Raw genomic sequence first — 18,760 nt, 5'->3', positions numbered from 1 at the left:
CTTTTTCTAATCAACCTCTGGGGCGGGTGAAATTACCTCCATGTGGGTAGTAAAACAAAAAATCCTTTAAAACCACGGGTTGCAGGGATGGAAGGGAAATATTCATTGGAGGTTAATTTTGTGATAGGACGGGGATTTTCCCCATTTGGCGTGGCGACTGACTTGTCTAAGGTGGTAAACTCAGGCGCTTTTGAATGATCCTGTATGTTGCTGATTTGTTTGTTTCTTCGACAGTTTTCCGTGATGTTGACGGGCTCATTCAACAACTCGTCGTGATGTATTTCTCGGCGCTAACCAACCTGTCTTCCCTTAACGGTAGTGCAAGTGAGTATGATTACAATTAAAAGAGGACTGGACATCCCCGTGCTGGGTGCTCCGGAGCAAGTAATCTACGATGGCCCGGCCATCACCCGTGTTGCTACACTCGGCGAAGAGTTCGTGGGGATGCGTCCTACTATGTTCGTCAAAGTAGGTGATCGCGTCATTAAAGGTCAGGAGCTCTTCGAAGATAAGAAGAATCCCGGCGTTAAATTCACGGCCCCTGCCACCGGTGTGGTTTCTGAGATCAACCGTGGTGCCAAGCGTGTTCTGCAATCCGTTGTCATCGACATCGATGGTTCTGACGAACAGGTGACCTTTGAACACTTTGCGTCTGCCGAGCTGGCACAGCTCGAGCGCAGCAAGGTGCAGGAGATCCTGGTCGCATCAGGCCAATGGACCGCATTGCGTACCCGTCCATTCAGCAAGGTGCCGGCAGTGGGCTCTGCCCCGCGTGCCATCTTCGTCACCGCCATGGACACCAACCCGCTGGCTGCCAACGCCGAGATCATCATCAAGGAACAGGCCCAGGCCTTCCTCGATGGTCTGGCCGTGCTGAGCCGCCTGACCGATGGCACTGTCCACGTCTGCAAGGGCGAAGCCAGCCTGCCGCACGCCTCCCTGGCCCAGGTCAAGGAAGCCGTGTTCGTCGGCCCGCACCCTGCCGGCCTGCCCGGTACCCACATCCACTTCCTGGACCCGGTCGGTGCCAAGAAAGTGCAGTGGCACATCAACTATCAGGATGTGATCGCCTACGGCAAGCTGTTCACCACAGGTCAGATCTTCACCGACAAGGTGATCGCCCTGGCCGGACCGAACGTGATCAAGCCGCGCCTGCTGCGCACTCGTCTGGGCGCCTGCATCAGCCAGCTGACCAACAACGAGCTGCGTGCGGACGAGAATCGCATCATCTCCGGTTCCCTGCTGAGCGGTGCCAAGGCCGAAGGGGTTCATGACTACCTGGGTCGCTACCACAATCAGGTGAGCGTACTGGGCGAAGGTCGTGAGAAAGAGTTCTTGGGCTGGGTCAACCCCAGTGCCGACAAGTTCTCCATCACCCGTACCACCCTCTCTCATCTGATGAAGGGCAAACTCATCAACTTCACTACCACCACCAACGGTAGTGATCGCTCCATGGTGCCTATCGGCAACTATGAGCGCGTGATGCCGCTCGACATCCTGCCGACCCTGCTGCTGCGGGATCTGATCTCCGGCGACACCGACAGCGCGCAGGCGCTCGGCTGCCTGGAGCTGGATGAGGAAGATCTGGCGCTCTGTACCTTCGTCTGCCCCGGCAAGACAGAGTACGGCCCAGTCTTGCGTGAGTGCCTGACCAAGATAGAACTGGAAGGTTAAGCGATGAGTTTCAAGCAACTTCTTGAAAATATGGAACATCACTTCGAGCCGGGTGGCAAGTACGCCAAGTACTATGCCCTGTTCGAGGCGGCGTATACCCTGTTTTATACCCCGGGTTCCGTGACCCGCAATGCCGCCCACGTCCGTGATGCGATCGATCTGAAGCGCATGATGATCATGGTGTGGCTGGCCGTGTTCCCGGCCATGTTCTGGGGCATGTACAACGTCGGCAACCAGTCCATCGCCGCTATCGCCCATCTGGGCAGCGCGGCCGGTGCCGATACCTGGCAATACGCCCTGGCTACCCTGCTGGGTGCCTCCCTGGATCCGGCCGTGGCCGGCATCGGCAGCAAGATGCTGATCGGTGCGGCGCACTTCTTCCCGATCTACATCACCGTCTTCATCGTCGGTGGTTTCTGGGAAGTGCTGTTCGCCATGGTGCGCAAGCACGAGATCAACGAAGGCTTCTTCGTGACCTCCATCCTGTTCGCCCTGATAGTGCCGCCCGAGCTGCCCCTGTGGCAAGCCGCGCTCGGCATCACCTTCGGCGTGGTGCTGGCCAAGGAAGTGTTCGGCGGTACCGGCAAGAACTTCCTGAACCCGGCCCTGGCGGGTCGTGCGTTCCTGTTCTTCGCCTATCCGGGCCAGATCTCCGGCGATGCGGTCTGGGTGGCCGTTGACGGCTATTCAGGCGCGACTGCCCTGAGCCAGTGGGCCCAGGGCGGCCAGATGGCGCTGATCAACGGTGCTACCGGCGAAGCCATCAGCTGGATGGATGCCTTCCTCGGCAACCTGCCGGGCTCCATCGGTGAAGTCTCCACCCTGATGATCCTCATCGGTGCGGCCATGATCGTCTACATGCGGATCGCCTCCTGGCGCATCATCGCCGGCGTCATGGTGGGCATGGTGGCGACCTCCCTGCTGTTCAACGTCATCGGTTCCGATACCAACCCCATGTTCAGCATGCCGTGGCACTGGCATCTGGTGCTGGGCGGCTTCGCGTTCGGCATGGCCTTCATGGCGACCGATCCTGTCTCCGCCGCCTTTACCAACAAGGGCAAGTGGTGGTACGGCGCCCTCATCGGCGTCATGGTCGTGCTGATCCGTGTCGTGAACCCCGCGTTCCCGGAAGGCATGATGCTGGCCATTCTGTTTGCCAACCTGTTTGCCCCCTTGTTTGACCATTTCGTGGCGCAGGCGAACATCAAGCGGAGGATCGCACGTGGCGTTTAATAAAGACTCTACTACCGGCACTCTCGCCGTAGTGACCGGTCTGTGTCTGGTCTGCTCCATCGTGGTCTCCGTGGCCGCCGTGGGTCTGCGTCCGGCCCAGCTGGAAAACAAGGCGCTGGACAAGCAAAGCAACATACTGTCCGTTGCCGGTGTCGATGTCAGCTCGGTGGCCAAGCGTGACCTGGCCCAGCTGTATGGCGACAAGATTGAAGCCCGTCTGGTGGATCTGGCCACAGGTGAGTTCGTTGACGGCGATGCCGACAACTTCGACACCAAGCTGGCAGCCAAGGATCCGGCCAAGAGTGTTCGTCTGGCACCTGCCGACGACAAGGCCGGCCTGCGTCAGATCTCCAAGCTGATCCCGGTGTTCTTCGCGAAAGATGCGCAAGGCAAGGTCGACAACATCATACTGCCGATCTACGGCCAGGGTCTGTGGTCCACCATGTATGCCTTCGTGGCGGTCGCGGCCGATGGCCAGACCATCAAGGGCATCACCTACTATGACCACGGTGAAACCCCGGGTCTGGGCGGCGAGATCGAAAATCCGGCCTGGCGCGAACTGTTCGTCGGCAAGAAGCTGTTCGATCAGGACGGTCAGCCTGCGCTGCGGGTGATCAAGGGCCATGCTCCGGCTGGTTCCGAGCATGAAATCGACGGCCTGTCTGGCGCAACCCTGACCGGTAATGGCGTACAGCACACCTTCGACTTCTGGATGGGCCCCAAGGGCTTCGGTCCCTTCCTGGCCAAGGTACGTGCAGGAGAAATCAACAATGGCTGACAAGAGCGAAATGAAAAAATTGCTGTTGACGCCTGTGCTCGGCAACAACCCCATCGCACTGCAGGTGCTGGGTGTCTGTTCCGCGCTGGCCGTTACCAGCCAGATGAAGACGGCGTTCGTGATGACGCTGGCCGTTACCGCGGTCACCGCCTTCTCCAACCTGTTCATCTCCCTGATCCGCAACCAGATCCCGAACAGCGTGCGGATCATCGCCCAGATGGCGGTGATTGCCTCGCTGGTTATCGTGGTTGACCAGGTGCTCAAGGCCTATGCCTATGACATCTCCAAGCAACTGTCGGTGTTCGTCGGCCTCATCATCACCAACTGCATCGTGATGGGTCGTGCCGAAGCCTATGCCATGAAGAGCGCCCCGCTGCCCTCCTTCCTGGACGGCATCGGCAACGGTCTGGGCTATGGCGCCGTGCTGCTGACCGTGGCGACTGTGCGCGAGATCCTGGGGTCAGGCACCTGGTTCGGCATCGAACTGCTGCCGCTGGTGAACAATGGTGGCTGGTATGTGCCGAACGGCCTGCTGCTGCTGCCGCCGAGTGCATTCTTCATCATTGGTCTGATCATCTGGGGCGTACGCACCAAGGATCCCAAGCAGGTGGAGGCAAAGGATTAAGGTATGGAACACTATCTGAGTCTGTTGATTCGTTCGATCTTCATCGAAAACCTGGCGCTCTCCTTCTTCCTGGGGATGTGTACCTTCCTGGCGGTGTCCAAGAAGGTCAAGACCGCCATGGGCCTCGGCATTGCCGTTATCGTGGTTCAGACCGTTGCCGTTCCGGCCAACAACCTGATCTACAACTACGTGCTCAAAGACGGTGCCCTGGTCTCCGGCCTGGATCTCAGCTTCCTGAGCTTCATCACCTTCATCGGGGTGATTGCGGCCCTGGTGCAGATCCTGGAGATGGCGCTGGACAAGTACTTCCCGGCGCTCTACAACGCCCTCGGCATCTTCCTGCCGCTCATCACGGTGAACTGCGCCATCTTCGGTGGCGTCTCCTTCATGGTGCAGCGTGACTACAACTTCGTGGAGTCCGTGGTCTATGGCGTGGGGTCGGGTGCAGGCTGGATGCTGGCCATAGTCGCGATGGCGGGGATCCGCGAGAAGATGAAGTATTCCGATGTTCCGGAAGGCCTGCGTGGCCTCGGCATCACCTTCATCACCGCGGGTCTGATGGCGCTGGGCTTCATGTCCTTCTCTGGTATTTCCCTGTAATCGGAAAGGAAATATAGATGGAAATTATTCTGGGTGTGGTCATGTTCACCGTGATCCTGCTGGCCTTGGTGGCAGTCATTCTGTTCGCCAAGTCCAAGCTGGTGACCGCCGGTGACGTGACAATCAGCATCAACGGCGACCCGGCCAAGGCTGTGACCAGCCCGGCGGGTGGCAAGCTGCTTGGCGTGCTCGCCGGCAGTGGTATCTTCGTCTCCTCCGCCTGTGGCGGCGGCGGCTCCTGTGGTCAGTGCAAGGTGCGGGTGAAAGCCGGCGGCGGCGACATACTGCCGACCGAGCTGGATCACATCAGCAAGGGCGAAGCCCGTCATGGCGAGCGCCTGGCCTGCCAGGTCACCGTGCGTTCCGACATGGACATCGAGCTGCCGGAAGAGATCTTCGGCGTGAAGAAGTGGGACTGTACCGTCATCTCCAATGACAACAAGGCCACATTCATCAAGGAGCTCAAGCTGCAGATCCCCGATGGCGAGAGCGTCCCGTTCCGCGCCGGTGGTTATATCCAGATCGAAGCCCCTGCCCACCACGTGCAGTACAAGAACTTCGACATTCCCGAGGAGTATCGCGGGGACTGGGATCGCTTCAAGATCTTCGAGCTGGAGTCCAAGGTCAACGAGCCTATTATCCGTGCCTACTCCATGGCGAACTATCCGGAAGAGTTCGGCATCATCATGCTGAACGTGCGGATCGCGACCCCGCCGCCGAGCAACTGGACTGCCCCTCCCGGCCAGATGTCCTCCTACATCTTCAGCCTGAAGGCCGGGGACAAGGTGACCATCTCGGGTCCGTTCGGCGAGTTCTTCGCCAAGGACACCGACGCCGAAATGGTGTTCATCGGTGGTGGTGCCGGCATGGCGCCGATGCGTTCCCACATCTTCGACCAGCTGCGTCGCCTGAAGTCCAAGCGCAAGATGAGCTTCTGGTACGGCGCCCGTTCCAAGCGCGAGATGTTCTATGTCGAAGACTTCGACATGCTGGCCGCCGAGAACGACAACTTCCAGTGGCACGTCGCCCTGTCGGATCCGCAACCGGAAGACAACTGGGATGGCTACACCGGCTTCATCCACAACGTCTTGTTCGAGAACTACCTCAAGAACCACGAGGCGCCGGAAGATTGCGAGTTCTACATGTGTGGACCTCCCGTGATGAACGCTGCCGTCATCAACATGCTGAAAAACCTCGGCGTTGAAGACGAAAACATCCTCCTGGATGACTTTGGTGGTTAATCCATGCACAGTGTTGTAAAGACCTGGCTAGCCTTCGGGCTAGCCTTTTTCTTGACTGGGTGCGGTCAGGAATCGGTCCAATCCAAGCCGGAGATCCACATCACCGGCAGCACCATGGGCACCTACTACTCCATCAAGGTGGCGGATGCCGCCGTCACGGATGCCGCCAAGCTGCAGGCCGAGGTGGATGTCCTGCTGGAACGGGTCAACGATCAGATGTCCACCTACCGCCCGGATTCCGAGCTGTCGCGCTTCAACCAGCACAAGGACAATACCCCTGTGGTGGTCTCCCGTGACACTGCCCGGGTGGTGACCGAGGCCATTCACATTGGCCGCGAGAGCCGCGGGGCGCTGGACGTCACCGTGGGCCCCCTGGTCAATCTGTGGGGCTTTGGGCCGGATGCCAAACCGACCAAGGTGCCATCCGACGAGCTGATCGCCCAGACCCGGCAGAAGACGGGCCTCGGCAATCTGCATGTGGTAACCTCGGTCGACGCCGACACCCTGCAAAAGGACATCCCGGATCTCTACGTGGATCTCTCCGCCATCGCCAAGGGCTTCGGGGTGGACAAGGTGGCCGAGTACCTGGAATCCCTGGGGGCGCGCAACTACCTGGTGGAGATCGGCGGCGAGCTGCGGATCAATGGCGTCAACGGCAAGGGTCACCCCTGGCGCGTCGCCATCGAGAAGCCGACCGCCAATGCCGGCTCGGTGCAGGAGGTGATAGTGCCAGGGGACAACGGCGTCGCCACCTCGGGGGACTATCGCAACTACTACGAGCTGGATGGCAAGCGCTTCTCCCACACCATGGATCCGCTGACGGGCAAGCCCATCACCCATCGCATGGTGTCGGTCACCGTGATCCACCCCTCCTGCATGACGGCAGACGGGCTGGCCACGGCGCTGACGGTCATGGGAACGCAGAAGAGCCTGGCCTATGCAAAGGAGCGGGGTCTGGCCATCTTCGTCATCACCAAGACGGACGAGGGCTTCGAGGAGGCTTACTCGGATGCCTTCAAGCCCTACCTGGCCAAGCAGCCCGGTTAACCGTGAAGGCGCCGCCATCACTCGGCGGCGCCTGGGAATCTTGTCGCCGGATGCCGTCGAGCCGTATCTGGTTAAACAGTAAAGGGGTAATACCATGCAGATCTTTCTGATCACCTTCGGGGTGTTTCTGGTGGTGGTGGTGGCCATGGCCATCGGCTACATCTTCCAGAAGAAGACCATCTCCGGCTCCTGTGGCGGCCTTGGCACCATAGGGATCGAGAAGGAGTGCGACTGCCCGGAGCCCTGCGACAATCGCAAGAAGAAGATGGCCAAGGAAGAGGCCCGTCGCAAGATGCTGGTGGACAACCGCATCCTCTGAGGGCGAACACCCGCGTGCGGGTGCATCGAATGCACGCGAGCCGACCCTGGGTCGGCTCGCGTCTTCATGGCGCTCAGTAGTCGTACTGGCTGCAGGCCTTGTTGTGAAACTTCGCCTTTCGCTTTGCCAGCTCCTCCCTTGTGCCCAGCTCGTCCCCCTGCTTGATGGCTTTCTCCAGTATCTCTATGCGCTCAAACAGCCAGCTGCACTCGGCGGTCGGATGGTCCTTGGTCATGCCCGTCAGCGGCAACAGCAGCAGGCAGAGTCTCGGCCAGATTGCTCTCATCTCTCCTCCTTGAGTCTGATGTGGATGGTGCCTTGAGAGTCTATCCGTCCCTCTCCTCCCGTGCGCTGGCAGAAATGACAGGGCTGGGGTAGCATGGGGCCTTAACTGGTTATTCATACAGTGGTGTCGCCGCCTCGTCACGACAGCGGCGGTGCACCCAACCATGCGGCAGGCGCCGACGGCTCAACAGACTCTGGCATGCGCAAGATCATTCACATCGACATGGACTGCTTCTTCGCCGCGGTGGAGATGCGGGACAACCCGGCCCTGCGGGAGGTGCCGCTGGCCATCGGCGGCTCGGCCGAGAGGCGCGGCGTCATCTCCACCTGCAACTATGTGGCGCGCCGCTTCGGGGTACGCTCCGCCATGCCGAGCGCCCTGGCCAGGAAACTCTGCCCGCCGCTGGTGCTGATCCCCGGGCGGATGGCCGTCTACAAGGAGACCTCCCGCCAGTTGCAGGCCATCTTCCTGCGCTACACGGAGCAGGTGGAGCCGCTCTCCCTCGATGAAGCCTACCTGGATGTCACCGACAGCCCCCATTGCGGCGGCAGCGCCACCCTGATGGCGGCCGAGATCCGCGCCGCCATCGTCCTCGAACTGGGGTTGACCGCCTCGGCCGGGGTGGCGCCGAACAAGTTTCTGGCCAAGCTCGCCTCCGAGCAGCGCAAGCCGGACGGCCTGTTCGTCATCCGCCCCCAGGAGGTGGACGAGTTCGTGCGCCAGCTGCCCCTCGGCAAGCTGCCCGGCATCGGCCGCAAGACGGCTGAACGGCTGGAGTCCCTCGGGCTCTACTCCTGCGAGGATGCCCGCCAGCTCGGTAACGAGGAGCTGGTGAGCCGTTTCGGCAAGCTCGGGGAGATGCTGGCCGGTCGCATCTGGGGACATGACGATCAGCCGGTACAGGCCCGGCGGATACGCAAGAGCATAGGGGTGGAGACGACCCTCGCCAGCGACGTGCTGGATGAAGCCGCCTGCCGGGAGGTGCTCGGCCGGCTCATTCCCGAGCTGGAGCTGCGCTTTGCCAGGGCTTGCCCTGCGGAGGCGCTGATGGGGCAGGGGATCAAGCTGAAGTTTGCCGATTTCCACCAGACCACCGTCTATCGCAAGGGGAGCTACCAGGCGAGCCGTTTCCACGATCTGCTGCACGAGGGGCTGCAACGGTCTCAAGGAAAACCTATTCGCCTGCTCGGTCTGGTGGTCGGTCTGCCAGGGGCGGGGGAGATCAACCAATTGAGCCTGGATCTCAGCTGATTTAGTTAAGTTTTTGTGTCCAAAACCGATACAGTGTTCACATCTGTAGACGTTAGGAAATCGTGGCATGAGTTCTCTTTCTGTTCAGGGACGGATCACCCTGATCGCCGGTTGCTGTCTGTTGGCCAGTGCCGCCGCACTGGTCGCCTCTTCCCTCTTCAACGCGGCCCGCATGCAGGAGCAGGTGCTCACCTCCACCACCCTGGAGGGGCAGCACGCGGCAGAAAACTGGATGAAGGCCATGGGGTCCACCCAGGCGGCCAGAGTGACCAGCTACCTCGACGAGGCCTATTTCAGGGCCACCCTGCTGGCGGAGGGCATACTGTTCCAGCGCAAGAACGCGGCGGACAACTTCGTTCACTCCGAGGCGCTGCGCAATGCCGTGAACCAGCAGTTGCAGGACGCGGCGGAGTCGTCGGCCAATCTGCTCGGGGTCTATGCGGTATTCGAACCCAACCAGCTCGACGGTGAAGACGACAACTATCAGGGCTCGACCGCGCTCGGGGCCAACGACAAGGGACGCTTCTCCAGCTACTGGGCCAGAGTCGATGGCAAGGTGACCCTGGAGGTGATGGACGAAGCGCTGCTGGCCGACGACAAGCCCTCCGGGCACGGCGGCCTGGAGAATGACTGGTACAGCTGCAGCATTCGCAGCAAGGCCCTCTGTCTGCTCGATCCCTATGTGGACGAGGTGGGCACCCGTCAGGTGCTGATGACCTCGGTGACGGCCCCCCTGCTGGAAGAGGGCAATCTGCTCGGCATGGTGGGGGTCGACATCTCGCTGGCCACCTTGCAGAGCCTGGTGGAGGAGATGGACAAGACGCTCTATGACGGGCAAGGCAAGGTGCTGCTGCTCAGTCACGAGGGGCGGGTGGCCGGGGCCGAAGGGTTCAAGGTCGCCCTTGGGGATACCCTGGAGCAGCAGGGGCTGTCGGCGGATCTCAACGGCTGGCTCGCCAAGGGGGAGGTGGTCACGCGCTGGAGCCCGGACGGCGCCTTGCTGCAGACCTTCGTGCCGGTCAGCATGCGCGGGACGGATCGCAAGTGGGGCATCTACATCGAACTGCCCCGCGCCGTGGTGCTCGCCTCAGCCCTGCAACTGCAGGATGAGCTGGAGGGCCAGTCCCAGCGCAGCGTCGCCACCCAGCTGCTGATCGGCGGGGCCATCTCAGCCCTTGCCCTTCTCTGCATCTGGCTGATGGCCCAGCGCATCGTCGCCCCCATCCGCACCGTGGTGGCCCGCCTCAAGGACATCGCCAGCGGCGAGGGGGATCTGACCCAGCGCATCGACCTGCGTCGCGATGACGAGATCGGCGAGCTGGCGAAGTGGTTCAACAACTTCCTGGACAAGCTGCAGTCCACCATCAGCCAGGTGATCGATACCGTGGCCGGCACCCGGGCCAGCGCGGCGCTGGCGGCGCAAGGGGCCGAGCGCACCAGTGCCGGCATGCAGTCCCAGTATCAGGAGGTGGATCTGGTGGCCACGGCGTTCGAGGAGCTGAGCGCCACCGCCCTGCAGGTCGCGGGCAATGCCAGCTCGGCGGTGAGCGCGGCCAACCAGGCGGACATGGCGGCCCAGGAGGGCAAGTCCGTGGTCGCCGATACCCAGCAGGCCATGTCCAGGCTGATGGCGGTGATCAGCGACGCCAAGCCCGTGGTGGAGCGGCTTGCCGCCAACAGCGACAACATCAACGACATCCTCATCGTCATCCAGGGAATAGCCGAACAGACCAACCTGCTGGCGCTCAATGCCGCCATCGAGGCGGCGCGGGCCGGTGAACAGGGCCGCGGCTTCGCCGTGGTGGCCGACGAGGTCCGCAACCTGGCGGGGCGTACCCAGAATGCCATCGTCGAGATCCAGACGCTGATCACCGAGCTGCAGTCGGGCACGGAGGCTGTGGTGAAGGCGATCATGACGGGCCACAGCCAGGCGGATGTGACCCTCGGCAAGGTGGAGCTGTCGGTCAGCGTGCTGGAGCAGATCATCCATGCGGTGGCCACCATCCATCAGATGAACGAGCAGATAGCCAGGGCGGCCCAGGAGCAGAGCGGGGTGGCGGACGAAATCAACCGCAACGTCAGCAACATCCGCGACGTGAGCCACACCATCAGGGCAGAGGCGGCCACCTCGGCCGACAACGGGCGCGAGTTGTCGCAACTGGCGGACAAGCAGCAGCAACTGGTGGGGCAGTTCAGGGTATAGAGATAAGAAAAAAGGCGCCATCCAACCGGAGGCGCCAAACACATTCAGATGACAGACTGGGTTAAATCGCATCGATTTAGCCCTTCTTCCCGCAGAGGAAGAAACACAACACCACAATCGTTGTCGGCCCACTCACAAAAACCACATGTAAACCAACATGGAAGAGAAGGTGTGAGCCATATGGCAACGGATTGCGTGGCGAATTATGTTTATTCACTGGTCGACCCGCAACCGACAATTTATAATGCGCCCCATTAGAAAAACTCATCGTCGGCTGGTGTCATGTCTCGTCGTTTACCCCCGCTCAATGCCCTGAAAGCATTCGAAGCAGCGGCTCGCCACTTAAGCTTTACCCGCGCAGCAGAAGAGTTGTTTGTGACTCAGGCCGCCATCAGTCACCAGATCAAGGCGCTGGAGGAGTACCTCGGCATCAAGCTGTTCCGTCGCAAGAACCGCTCCCTGCTGCTGACCGAGGAGGGGCAGAGCTACTTCCTCGACATCAAGGACATCTTCGCCTCCATCTCGGAGGCCACCGACAAGCTGCTGGCCCGCAGTGCCAAGGGGGCGCTCACCGTCTCCCTGCAGCCGAGTTTCGCCATCCAGTGGCTGGTGCCCAGGCTGGTGAAGTTCAGCGAGCGCCACCCCGACATCGATGTGCGCATCAAGGCGGTGGACATGGACGAGGGCTCCCTGACCGACGACGTGGACGTGGCCATCTACTACGGCCGTGGCAACTGGCCCGGGCTGCGCTCGGACAAGCTGCACACCGAGTACCTGATCCCGGTCTGCTCCCCCCTGCTGCTGACCGGCCCCAAGCCCCTGCGCACCCCGGAGGATCTGACCAGGCACACCCTGCTGCACGACACCTCCCGACGCGACTGGAAGGCCTGGTTCCGCCAGCTCGACATCGATGCCCCGAACGTCAACCAGGGACCCATCTTCAGCCACTCCACCATGGTGATCCAGGCGGCGATCCACGGTCAGGGGGTGGCGCTCGGTCACAGCGTGCTGGCCCAGCCCGAGATCGAGGCGGGCCGCCTCATCTGTCCGTTCGAGCAGGTGCTGGTGAGCAAGAATGCCTTCTACCTGGTGTGCCAGGAGCAGCAGTCCGATCAGGGCAAGATAGTGGCCTTCCGCGACTGGATGCTGGAGCTGGTGGAGCAGGAGGAGGCCCGTCGCCGGGCCCGTCTCGCCGATGCCTGAGGGGATGGATGTGACAAGAGAGGGGGCGAGCGACGCCCCCGTTCGCATTCTGCTGGCCCACGGCGCCGGCGCCGGCATGGATCATGCCTTTCTCGCCGAGCTGTCGCGACTGCTGGCGGGGCCGGATATCGAGGTGGTGCGCTTCAACTTTCCCTACATGAGCAAGCGGGCCCTGGACGGCAAGCGCAGGCCGCCGGACCGGCAGCCCGTGCTGCTCGCCCACTGGCGCGAGATGGTGCGTGCGTTTGCCCACCCCAGGTTGTTTCTGGCGGGCAAGTCCATGGGGGGGCGGATGGCGGCCGAGCTCTATCACGAAGGGGGCGACGAGATGAATGCTGCAGGATTGCTCATTCTCGGGTATCCTTTCCACCCCCCGGCCAGCCCCGACCGCTGGCGGGGTGAGGTGCTCAAGCAGATCACGACGCCGACCCTGCTGCTGCAGGGGGAGCGCGACACCTTTGGCTCTCGCGCCGAGCTGGCCGATTTCCCCTTCTCCCCCGCCGTATCGGTCCACTGGCTGACCGATGGGGATCATGGCTTCAAGCCGAGGAAGGCCAGCGGCGTGAGCGAGCAGGAGAACCTGCGACAGGCTGCGGAGCGGATCAAGGGGTTTATCGCGGTGACCCCGTCCCGGTGCGTCTGAAGGGATGGCCGCGCGCAGAGAACGAGGAGAGAGGATGCAAGTCCATCGACATTGGCTGGTGCTGGCGGGTTGTTTCGGCCTGACGGCCACCATGCTGGGAGCCTATGGGGCTCACGGGCTGGCGGCGACCGGCATAGCCCCTTCACTGCTGGCGGCGTTCAACACCGCGGTGCAGTATCAGTTTTTTCACGCCCTGGCCCTGCTGGTGTTGGGGTGGTGCGGCGTGCGCAGCAAGGTGATTACCTTTGCGGGCACGGCCTTTGTGCTGGGGATCCTGGGATTCTCCGGCAGTATTTACGCCATGGTGCTGCTTGGCAGCAAGGGGCTGGGGCTCATCACCCCGGCCGGTGGCCTCTGTTTTATGTTGGGATGGGCGGCTCTGATATGGGCCGGCTGTCGTCTTGGAGGAAAAAATGAATAATCTGCTGCTTTATTGCCGCCCGGGTTTTGAGAAAGAGGCGGCGGCAGAGATCACCGAACGAGCCAGCAACATGCAGTGCTACGGCTTCGCCCGGGTCAAGGACGACAGCGGTTACGTGATTTTCGAGCTGTATGACGAGGAGCAGGCTGATCTGCTGGCCCGCAAGCTGCCGTTCCGTGAGCTCATCTTCATCCGCCAGATGCTGGTGGTGACCCATGAGCTGAAGGATCTGGACCTCTCCGATCGGGTTTCCCCCATCATAGAGGCGACCCGTGACTATGCCATCTGCGGCGATCTGCGGGTGGAGACGGCCGACACCAACGAGGCGAAGGAGCTCTCTGCCTTCTGCCGCAAGTTCACGGTGCCGCTGCGCCAGGCGCTGCGTGGCAACGAGATCCTGACCAAGAAGGAGACGCCGCACCGTCCGGTGTTCCACGCCTTCTTCATGGCCAATGATCACCTGTTGCTGGGGTACTCCTACTCCTTCAACAACTCCGAATTCCACATGGGCATTCCGCGCCTGCGCTGCCCGCCGGACGCCCCGAGCCGCTCCAGCCTCAAGCTGGAAGAGGCCTTCTATGTGTTCGTGCCGCGGGAAGAGTGGGATCTGCGCCTCACCTCCGGCATGAAGGCCGTCGATCTGGGTGCCTGCCCGGGCGGCTGGACCTATCAGCTGGTGCGCCGTGGCATGATGGTGACTGCAGTGGATAACGGCTCCATGGCCCAGTCCCTGATGGATACCGGTCAGGTCAAGCACATTCGCGACGACGGCTTCGTCTGGCGGCCAGGCAAGAAGAACACCTACTGGCTGGTGTGCGACATGGTGGACAAGCCGGCGCGGGTGGTTCACATGATCGCCGACTGGTTCCGCGAGAACGACTGCCAGGAGGCCATGTTCAACCTCAAGCTGCCGATGAAGAAGCGCTATGCCGAGGCGGTGCACAACATAGAGGTGCTGCGGGAGATGCTCAAGGAGATCGACAATGCGTTCGTGATCCAGGCCAAGCAGCTCTACCACGATCGGGAAGAGATCACCGTGCACGTCTACAACAAGTTCTGGGTCTCCAAGCTCGAACCCAAGTCCTGAGCAGGGCACCCGCGTCATCTGGTATGACGCCAAATAAAAACCGGACGGCTGACCCCGTCCGGTTTTTTGTTTTCTGGTGCCATCAGAAGCGGTAGTCGACGCGCATCATGGACTCGTCATCGGTGATCTTGATCTCGATCTGGAGCGGAATGGTCTTGTCGGTGGGGTTGAACTGCATCTTGACGCCGTCCCCCCGGAGCTTGACCGAGGTATTGAGGCCACCGGCGTTGAACTTGATCCTGGGTTTGTGCTTTTCGAAGGAGAGGCTCACGCTCTTTTCGGCCGTCAGATTGAGTTTCTGGTAGGGCGTGACCCGCTGGGTGCCGTTGCTGTCGGTCATGATGTCCACGCCGAGGGAGAGCGGCTTGGGGCTCTTGAGCAGGTCGTTGGTGTCTATGGTGGACTGCCAGGTCTGCTTGGCCGGCGGATCGTACTGAGGAGGTGGTGTCAACCAGGCGTTGTCGATGGGCCTGTCTAATGCCATGGTACTGCTGCTGAAGATCAGCAAGATCAAAGTAGCACGCATGATGGATCTCCTTATCCTTCATATGAACATAGTATTCATCTGACAAGGGAGATAGGGGGATCCGGTATAAAACGAAGGGAGCCGAAGCTCCCTTTTTAAATCAATCAGTTAGATATGATTTATAGACGGTCTATGATGGCCTGGGTGAATTCGCTGGTGGAGGCCGTGCCCCCCAGATCCCGGGTCACCCGATCGCCGGACTCGATGGTCGCCCGCACTGCCTCGCGGATGCGTTCGGCCTTGTCCTGCATGCCCAGGTACTCCAGCATCTGGATGGAGGCGAGGATCACCGAGGTCGGGTTGGCGATGTTCTTGCCAGCGATGTCCGGCGCCGAACCGTGCACCGCCTCGAAGATGGCGGCTCCCTCACCTATGTTGGCACCTGGAGCCATGCCTAGGCCCCCCACCAGACCGGCGCAGAGATCCGAGAGGATGTCGCCGAACAGGTTGGTGGTGACCATGACATCGAACCGCTCCGGGTACATCACCAGATTCATGCAGGCGGCGTCGACGATCATCTCTTCGTTCTGGATATCCGGATAGCGGGCAGCCACCTCGCGCGCCACTTCCAGGAACAGGCCTGAGGTGGACTTCAGGATGTTGGCCTTGTGGATGATGGTGACCTTCTTGCGCCCTTCCTGGCGCGCCAGCTCGAAGGCGAAGGTGACGATGCGTTCGGCACCGTCGCGGGTGATGATGCTCATCGCCTCGGCGCTCTGGTTGTCATCGCTGCGCTTCTGGCCGGCGCCCGAGTACATGCCCTCGGTGTTTTCACGCACCGTGATGATGTCGATGTTGTCGTAACGGCTCCTGGTGCCCTTGAAGGAGATCACCGGGCGCACGTTGGCGTAGAGGTTGAACTTCTTGCGCAGGGAGACGTTGATGGAGGTGAAGCCGCCGCCGACCGGCGTGGTGAGGGGGCCCTTGAGGCTGACCTTGTTCTTCTCAATCAAATCGAGGGTGGACTGGGGCAGCAGCTCGCCGTGCTTCTCCAGCGCGACCAGGCCGGCATCGGCGTAGTCATAGTCAAAATCACAGCCGGCGTGGGTCAGGATCTGGATGGCGGATTCGATGATGCTGGGGCCTATGCCGTCGCCCGGAATGACGGTAATTTTTCTTTTTGACATGAGACGTATCCACTTCTAGGGAACAGAGGGGGAGGATTCGGCGGTTTTATACCATTTTTGCACCACTTCCTCCATGTTTCTTTACATTTTTCCCATTTATGTCAACAGGTACGGCCTGTTTCGGGGAATTGTGTGCCGGGGATCACGCCCCCGAGTCGGGCTCGGGCGGGTAGCGGATCTCCCTCAGGTTGAAACCGAGGGGGATGTCCCGCTGCAGCCGCACCAGCCGCTGGGCCAGCAGGGCCTCCTCCTTGTGCTGGCGCAGCTTGAGCAGAGGCTTGCCCGCGTCTTCTTGCAAGCAGGCATCCAGCATGGCGGCCAGATCGCCATATTGCTGCAACAGCTGGGTCGCCGTCTTTGGCCCTATGCCCGGCACTCCCTTGATGTTGGAGCCGCCGATGCCGGTCAGGGCCCAGAAGTCCACCAGCTGCGCCGGGGCGACGCCATATTGCTGCCGGACGAAGGCCTCATCCAGCCAGCGCTTGTTGAAGTAGTCCCGCACCCGGATCTGCGGGCAGATGAGCTGACAGAAGCCCTTGTCGGTGGAGATGATGGTGGCCCTGGCCCCGTGCTGGGCAATTCCACTGGCTAACGTGGCGATAAGATCGTCTGCCTCGTCGGTCTGGGAGAGCAGGGCATCCACACCGCACTCCCAGAAGGCGTCCTGCAAGTCGGCCAGCCCCTCCCTCAGCTCCTGTGGCATGGGGGTGCGCCCCTCCTTGTAGGCCGGATAGATCTCCTTGCGCCAGCTGTGCACCTCGCCGTCAAACACGGCGATGACGTGGGTCGGCTCGCTGCCTGCCAGCAGTTTCTTGCAGGTGTTGATGAGGTTGGCGCGGGTGGCGAGCAGGGCCTGGGCCGGGGTCAGCGCCTGCTGGGCCTGCACCGCGTGCAGGCGGCGGATGAGGTTGAGGGCATCGATGATGAGCAGGTGTGGCCTGAGGTGTTGCATGGCAGGGAGCACTCTTGGCGGTCGGGACGGCCCATTGTAACAAGGGATGGGCGTCATGCTAACCCCGGACGCCAGGGCCGGGAAGTGGAGGAGGGGCCTGGGGCCCCTCCTGTCATCACGGGCGCAGCGCCCTTATTTCACGATTTCGTAGCAGGGAATGTACTGGCTGCCAGGCAGCTTCATCCGCTGCTGCCTGACGAAGCTTTCCAGCAGCCTGTCCATCAGGTGCATCAGCTCCTTGTCGCCGTGCAGCTTGAAGGGGCCCTTCTTCTCGATGGCGCGAATGCCCCCTTCCTTGACGTTGCCCGCCACTATGCCGGAGAAGGCGCGCCTCAGGTTCGCCGCCAGCAGCTGGGGCGGCTGGTTGCGGTGCAGATCCAGGCTCGCCATGCTGGCGTGATCCGGCTCGAACGGCAGCTGGAACTCCGGCTCTATGCGCAGGGACCAGTTGAAGGAGTAGGCATCCCCCACGGATTTGCGGTATTCGCGGATCTTCGGCATCGCCTCCTTCATCACCCGCGCCACTTCCGGGGCATCCCCGACGATGATGCGGTAGAGGCTGGTGGCCGGCTCACCCAGGGTAGCCTTGACGAAGTCGTCGATGGCGCGGAAGTAGTCGGCGCTCTCCTTCGGACCGGTCAGTATGATGGGCATGGGCTGCCGCTCGTTGGCCGGGTGCATCATGATGCCGAGCAGATAGAGCAGCTCCTCGGCGGTGCCGACCCCGCCCGGGAAGATGATGATGCCGTGGCCCAGGCGCACGAAGGCCTCCAGCCGCTTCTCGATGTCCGGCAGTATCACCAGCTCGTTGACGATGGGGTTCGGCGGCTCGGCGGCGATGATGGAGGGCTCGGTGAGGCCGATATAGCGGCCGTTGCGCACCCGCTGCTTGGCGTGGCCGACGGCGGCCCCCTTCATGGGGCCCTCCATGGCACCCGGGCCGCAGCCGGTGCAGATGTTGAGCTCCCGCAGGCCCAGCTCGTTGCCCACGGCGCGGGTGTACTGGTACTCCACCTCGTTGATGGAGTGACCCCCCCAGCAGACCACCAGGTTGGGATCCGCCCCCGGCAGGATCGCCTTGGCGTTGCGCAGTATGGCGAACACCACGTTGGAGATGTGGGTGGAGCTGGTGAGGTTGACCAGGCGATTGGACTCCAGCTGGGTCGAGACATAGAGGATGTCGCGCAGCACGGAGAACAGGTGCTCCTGGATGCCGCGGATGATCTCGCCATCGACGAAGGCGTGCTCGGGGGCATTGAACAGTTCGAGTTTGACCCCGCGCTCGCGCCGGATCACATGAATGTCGAAGGACTTGAAGCGCTCCAGTATCTCTTTGGAGCTGTCGGTGTGGCTGCCGGAGTTGAGCACCGCCAGCGAGCAGTTGCGAAACAGTTGATAGATATCGCTGGAGGCGGTCTGCTTGAGGCGATCCACCTCAAGTTGGGACAGCAGGTCCATGCTGCCCACGGGATTGATGTGTGTAATCATAATTTCCCCTTTCACTCGCTTGTTATCGTTGTGCTTTCCCTGGGGAGAAAACGGGA

Annotated in this window: 19 protein-coding genes; 14 read left to right on the top strand and 5 right to left on the bottom strand. The window is 61.5% G+C overall.

Annotated elements, in window-relative coordinates; all coding sequences use genetic code 11:
* Positions 1-330 precede the first annotated feature (330 nt).
* The 8 genes from HB860_RS14400 to nqrM all read left to right on the top strand — a co-directional run bounded on the left by HB860_RS14400 (position 331) and on the right by nqrM (position 7,517).
* The gene (locus HB860_RS14400; RefSeq protein ID WP_139436612.1) at positions 331-1,674 is read left to right on the top strand and encodes a Na(+)-translocating NADH-quinone reductase subunit A; all 1,344 of its coding nucleotides are present in this window, start codon (positions 331-333) and stop codon (positions 1,672-1,674) included.
* A 3-nt stretch (positions 1,675-1,677) separates the two neighbouring features.
* Positions 1,678-2,907: an NADH:ubiquinone reductase (Na(+)-transporting) subunit B gene (locus HB860_RS14395; protein WP_247627081.1), complete on the top strand. Its 1,230-nt coding sequence runs from the start codon at positions 1,678-1,680 to the stop codon at positions 2,905-2,907.
* Positions 2,897-3,685, top strand: a complete 789-nt coding sequence (locus HB860_RS14390; RefSeq protein ID WP_202046957.1) for a Na(+)-translocating NADH-quinone reductase subunit C — start codon at positions 2,897-2,899, stop codon at positions 3,683-3,685. The genes HB860_RS14395 and HB860_RS14390 overlap by 11 nt, the downstream gene beginning before the upstream one ends.
* Positions 3,678-4,310, top strand: a complete 633-nt coding sequence (locus HB860_RS14385) for an NADH:ubiquinone reductase (Na(+)-transporting) subunit D (RefSeq protein WP_005303545.1) — start codon at positions 3,678-3,680, stop codon at positions 4,308-4,310. The genes HB860_RS14390 and HB860_RS14385 overlap by 8 nt, the downstream gene beginning before the upstream one ends.
* A gap of 3 nt (positions 4,311-4,313) precedes the next feature.
* Positions 4,314-4,910 carry an NADH:ubiquinone reductase (Na(+)-transporting) subunit E gene (nqrE, locus tag HB860_RS14380; RefSeq protein ID WP_005330713.1) on the top strand — a complete coding sequence of 199 codons (597 nt, stop codon included), beginning with the start codon at positions 4,314-4,316 and terminating at the stop codon, positions 4,908-4,910.
* Positions 4,911-4,927: 17 nt separating this feature from the next.
* Entirely contained in the window at positions 4,928-6,151 is a 1,224-nt protein-coding gene (gene nqrF / locus HB860_RS14375; RefSeq protein WP_025327948.1) for an NADH:ubiquinone reductase (Na(+)-transporting) subunit F, read from the top strand.
* A gap of 3 nt (positions 6,152-6,154) precedes the next feature.
* On the top strand, positions 6,155-7,198 hold the full coding sequence (locus HB860_RS14370; RefSeq protein WP_139436607.1) for an FAD:protein FMN transferase: 1,044 nt from the start codon (positions 6,155-6,157) through the stop codon (positions 7,196-7,198).
* 94 nt (positions 7,199-7,292) lie between these two features.
* A complete protein-coding gene (gene nqrM, locus HB860_RS14365) occupies positions 7,293-7,517 on the top strand; it encodes a (Na+)-NQR maturation NqrM (RefSeq protein ID WP_005330718.1) in 225 nt (74 codons plus the stop codon).
* Positions 7,518-7,590: 73 nt separating this feature from the next.
* Here the strand turns inward: nqrM and HB860_RS14360 are convergent, their stop codons facing one another.
* Positions 7,591-7,803 carry a hypothetical protein gene (locus HB860_RS14360; protein WP_247627080.1) on the bottom strand — a complete coding sequence of 71 codons (213 nt, stop codon included), beginning with the start codon at positions 7,801-7,803 and terminating at the stop codon, positions 7,591-7,593.
* Positions 7,804-8,001: 198 nt separating this feature from the next.
* Here HB860_RS14360 and dinB point away from each other — a divergent pair, with 198 nt between their 5' ends.
* The 6 genes from dinB (at position 8,002) to rlmM (ending at position 14,611) form a co-directional block, all read left to right on the top strand.
* Positions 8,002-9,054, top strand: a complete 1,053-nt coding sequence (dinB, locus tag HB860_RS14355; RefSeq protein WP_247627079.1) for a DNA polymerase IV — start codon at positions 8,002-8,004, stop codon at positions 9,052-9,054.
* A gap of 67 nt (positions 9,055-9,121) precedes the next feature.
* On the top strand, positions 9,122-11,257 hold the full coding sequence (locus HB860_RS14350; RefSeq protein WP_247627078.1) for a methyl-accepting chemotaxis protein: 2,136 nt from the start codon (positions 9,122-9,124) through the stop codon (positions 11,255-11,257).
* A gap of 282 nt (positions 11,258-11,539) precedes the next feature.
* Positions 11,540-12,460, top strand: coding sequence for a transcriptional regulator GcvA (locus HB860_RS14345; RefSeq protein ID WP_042649544.1), 921 nt, complete (start codon positions 11,540-11,542; stop codon positions 12,458-12,460).
* A gap of 4 nt (positions 12,461-12,464) precedes the next feature.
* Entirely contained in the window at positions 12,465-13,103 is a 639-nt protein-coding gene (locus HB860_RS14340) for an alpha/beta family hydrolase (RefSeq protein ID WP_432612681.1), read from the top strand.
* 34 nt (positions 13,104-13,137) lie between these two features.
* Positions 13,138-13,524, top strand: a complete 387-nt coding sequence (locus HB860_RS14335) for a DUF423 domain-containing protein (RefSeq protein ID WP_043130931.1) — start codon at positions 13,138-13,140, stop codon at positions 13,522-13,524.
* A complete protein-coding gene (gene rlmM, locus HB860_RS14330; RefSeq protein ID WP_247627076.1) occupies positions 13,517-14,611 on the top strand; it encodes a 23S rRNA (cytidine(2498)-2'-O)-methyltransferase RlmM in 1,095 nt (364 codons plus the stop codon). Before HB860_RS14335 ends, rlmM begins: the two co-directional genes overlap by 8 nt.
* 82 nt (positions 14,612-14,693) lie before the next feature.
* Here the strand turns inward: rlmM and HB860_RS14325 are convergent, their stop codons facing one another.
* The 4 genes from HB860_RS14325 to ppnN all read right to left on the bottom strand — a co-directional run bounded on the left by HB860_RS14325 (position 14,694) and on the right by ppnN (position 18,704).
* On the bottom strand, positions 14,694-15,137 hold the full coding sequence (locus HB860_RS14325; RefSeq protein ID WP_247627075.1) for a hypothetical protein: 444 nt from the start codon (positions 15,135-15,137) through the stop codon (positions 14,694-14,696).
* Positions 15,138-15,256: 119 nt separating this feature from the next.
* Positions 15,257-16,264: an isocitrate dehydrogenase gene (locus HB860_RS14320; RefSeq protein WP_025327939.1), complete on the bottom strand. Its 1,008-nt coding sequence runs from the start codon at positions 16,262-16,264 to the stop codon at positions 15,257-15,259.
* Between the two features lie 142 nt (positions 16,265-16,406).
* Positions 16,407-17,216: a flap endonuclease Xni gene (gene xni / locus HB860_RS14315; RefSeq protein ID WP_247627074.1), complete on the bottom strand. Its 810-nt coding sequence runs from the start codon at positions 17,214-17,216 to the stop codon at positions 16,407-16,409.
* A 132-nt stretch (positions 17,217-17,348) separates the two neighbouring features.
* The gene (gene ppnN, locus HB860_RS14310; RefSeq protein ID WP_025327937.1) at positions 17,349-18,704 is read right to left on the bottom strand and encodes a nucleotide 5'-monophosphate nucleosidase PpnN; all 1,356 of its coding nucleotides are present in this window, start codon (positions 18,702-18,704) and stop codon (positions 17,349-17,351) included.
* Positions 18,705-18,760 lie beyond the last annotated feature (56 nt).

It is taken from the genome of Aeromonas genomosp. paramedia (assembly GCF_023093515.1).
Taxonomy (GTDB): Bacteria; Pseudomonadota; Gammaproteobacteria; order Enterobacterales; family Aeromonadaceae; genus Aeromonas.
Note: the sequence above shows the minus strand (reverse complement) of the source record. Positions and strands in the feature narration are given on the sequence as shown.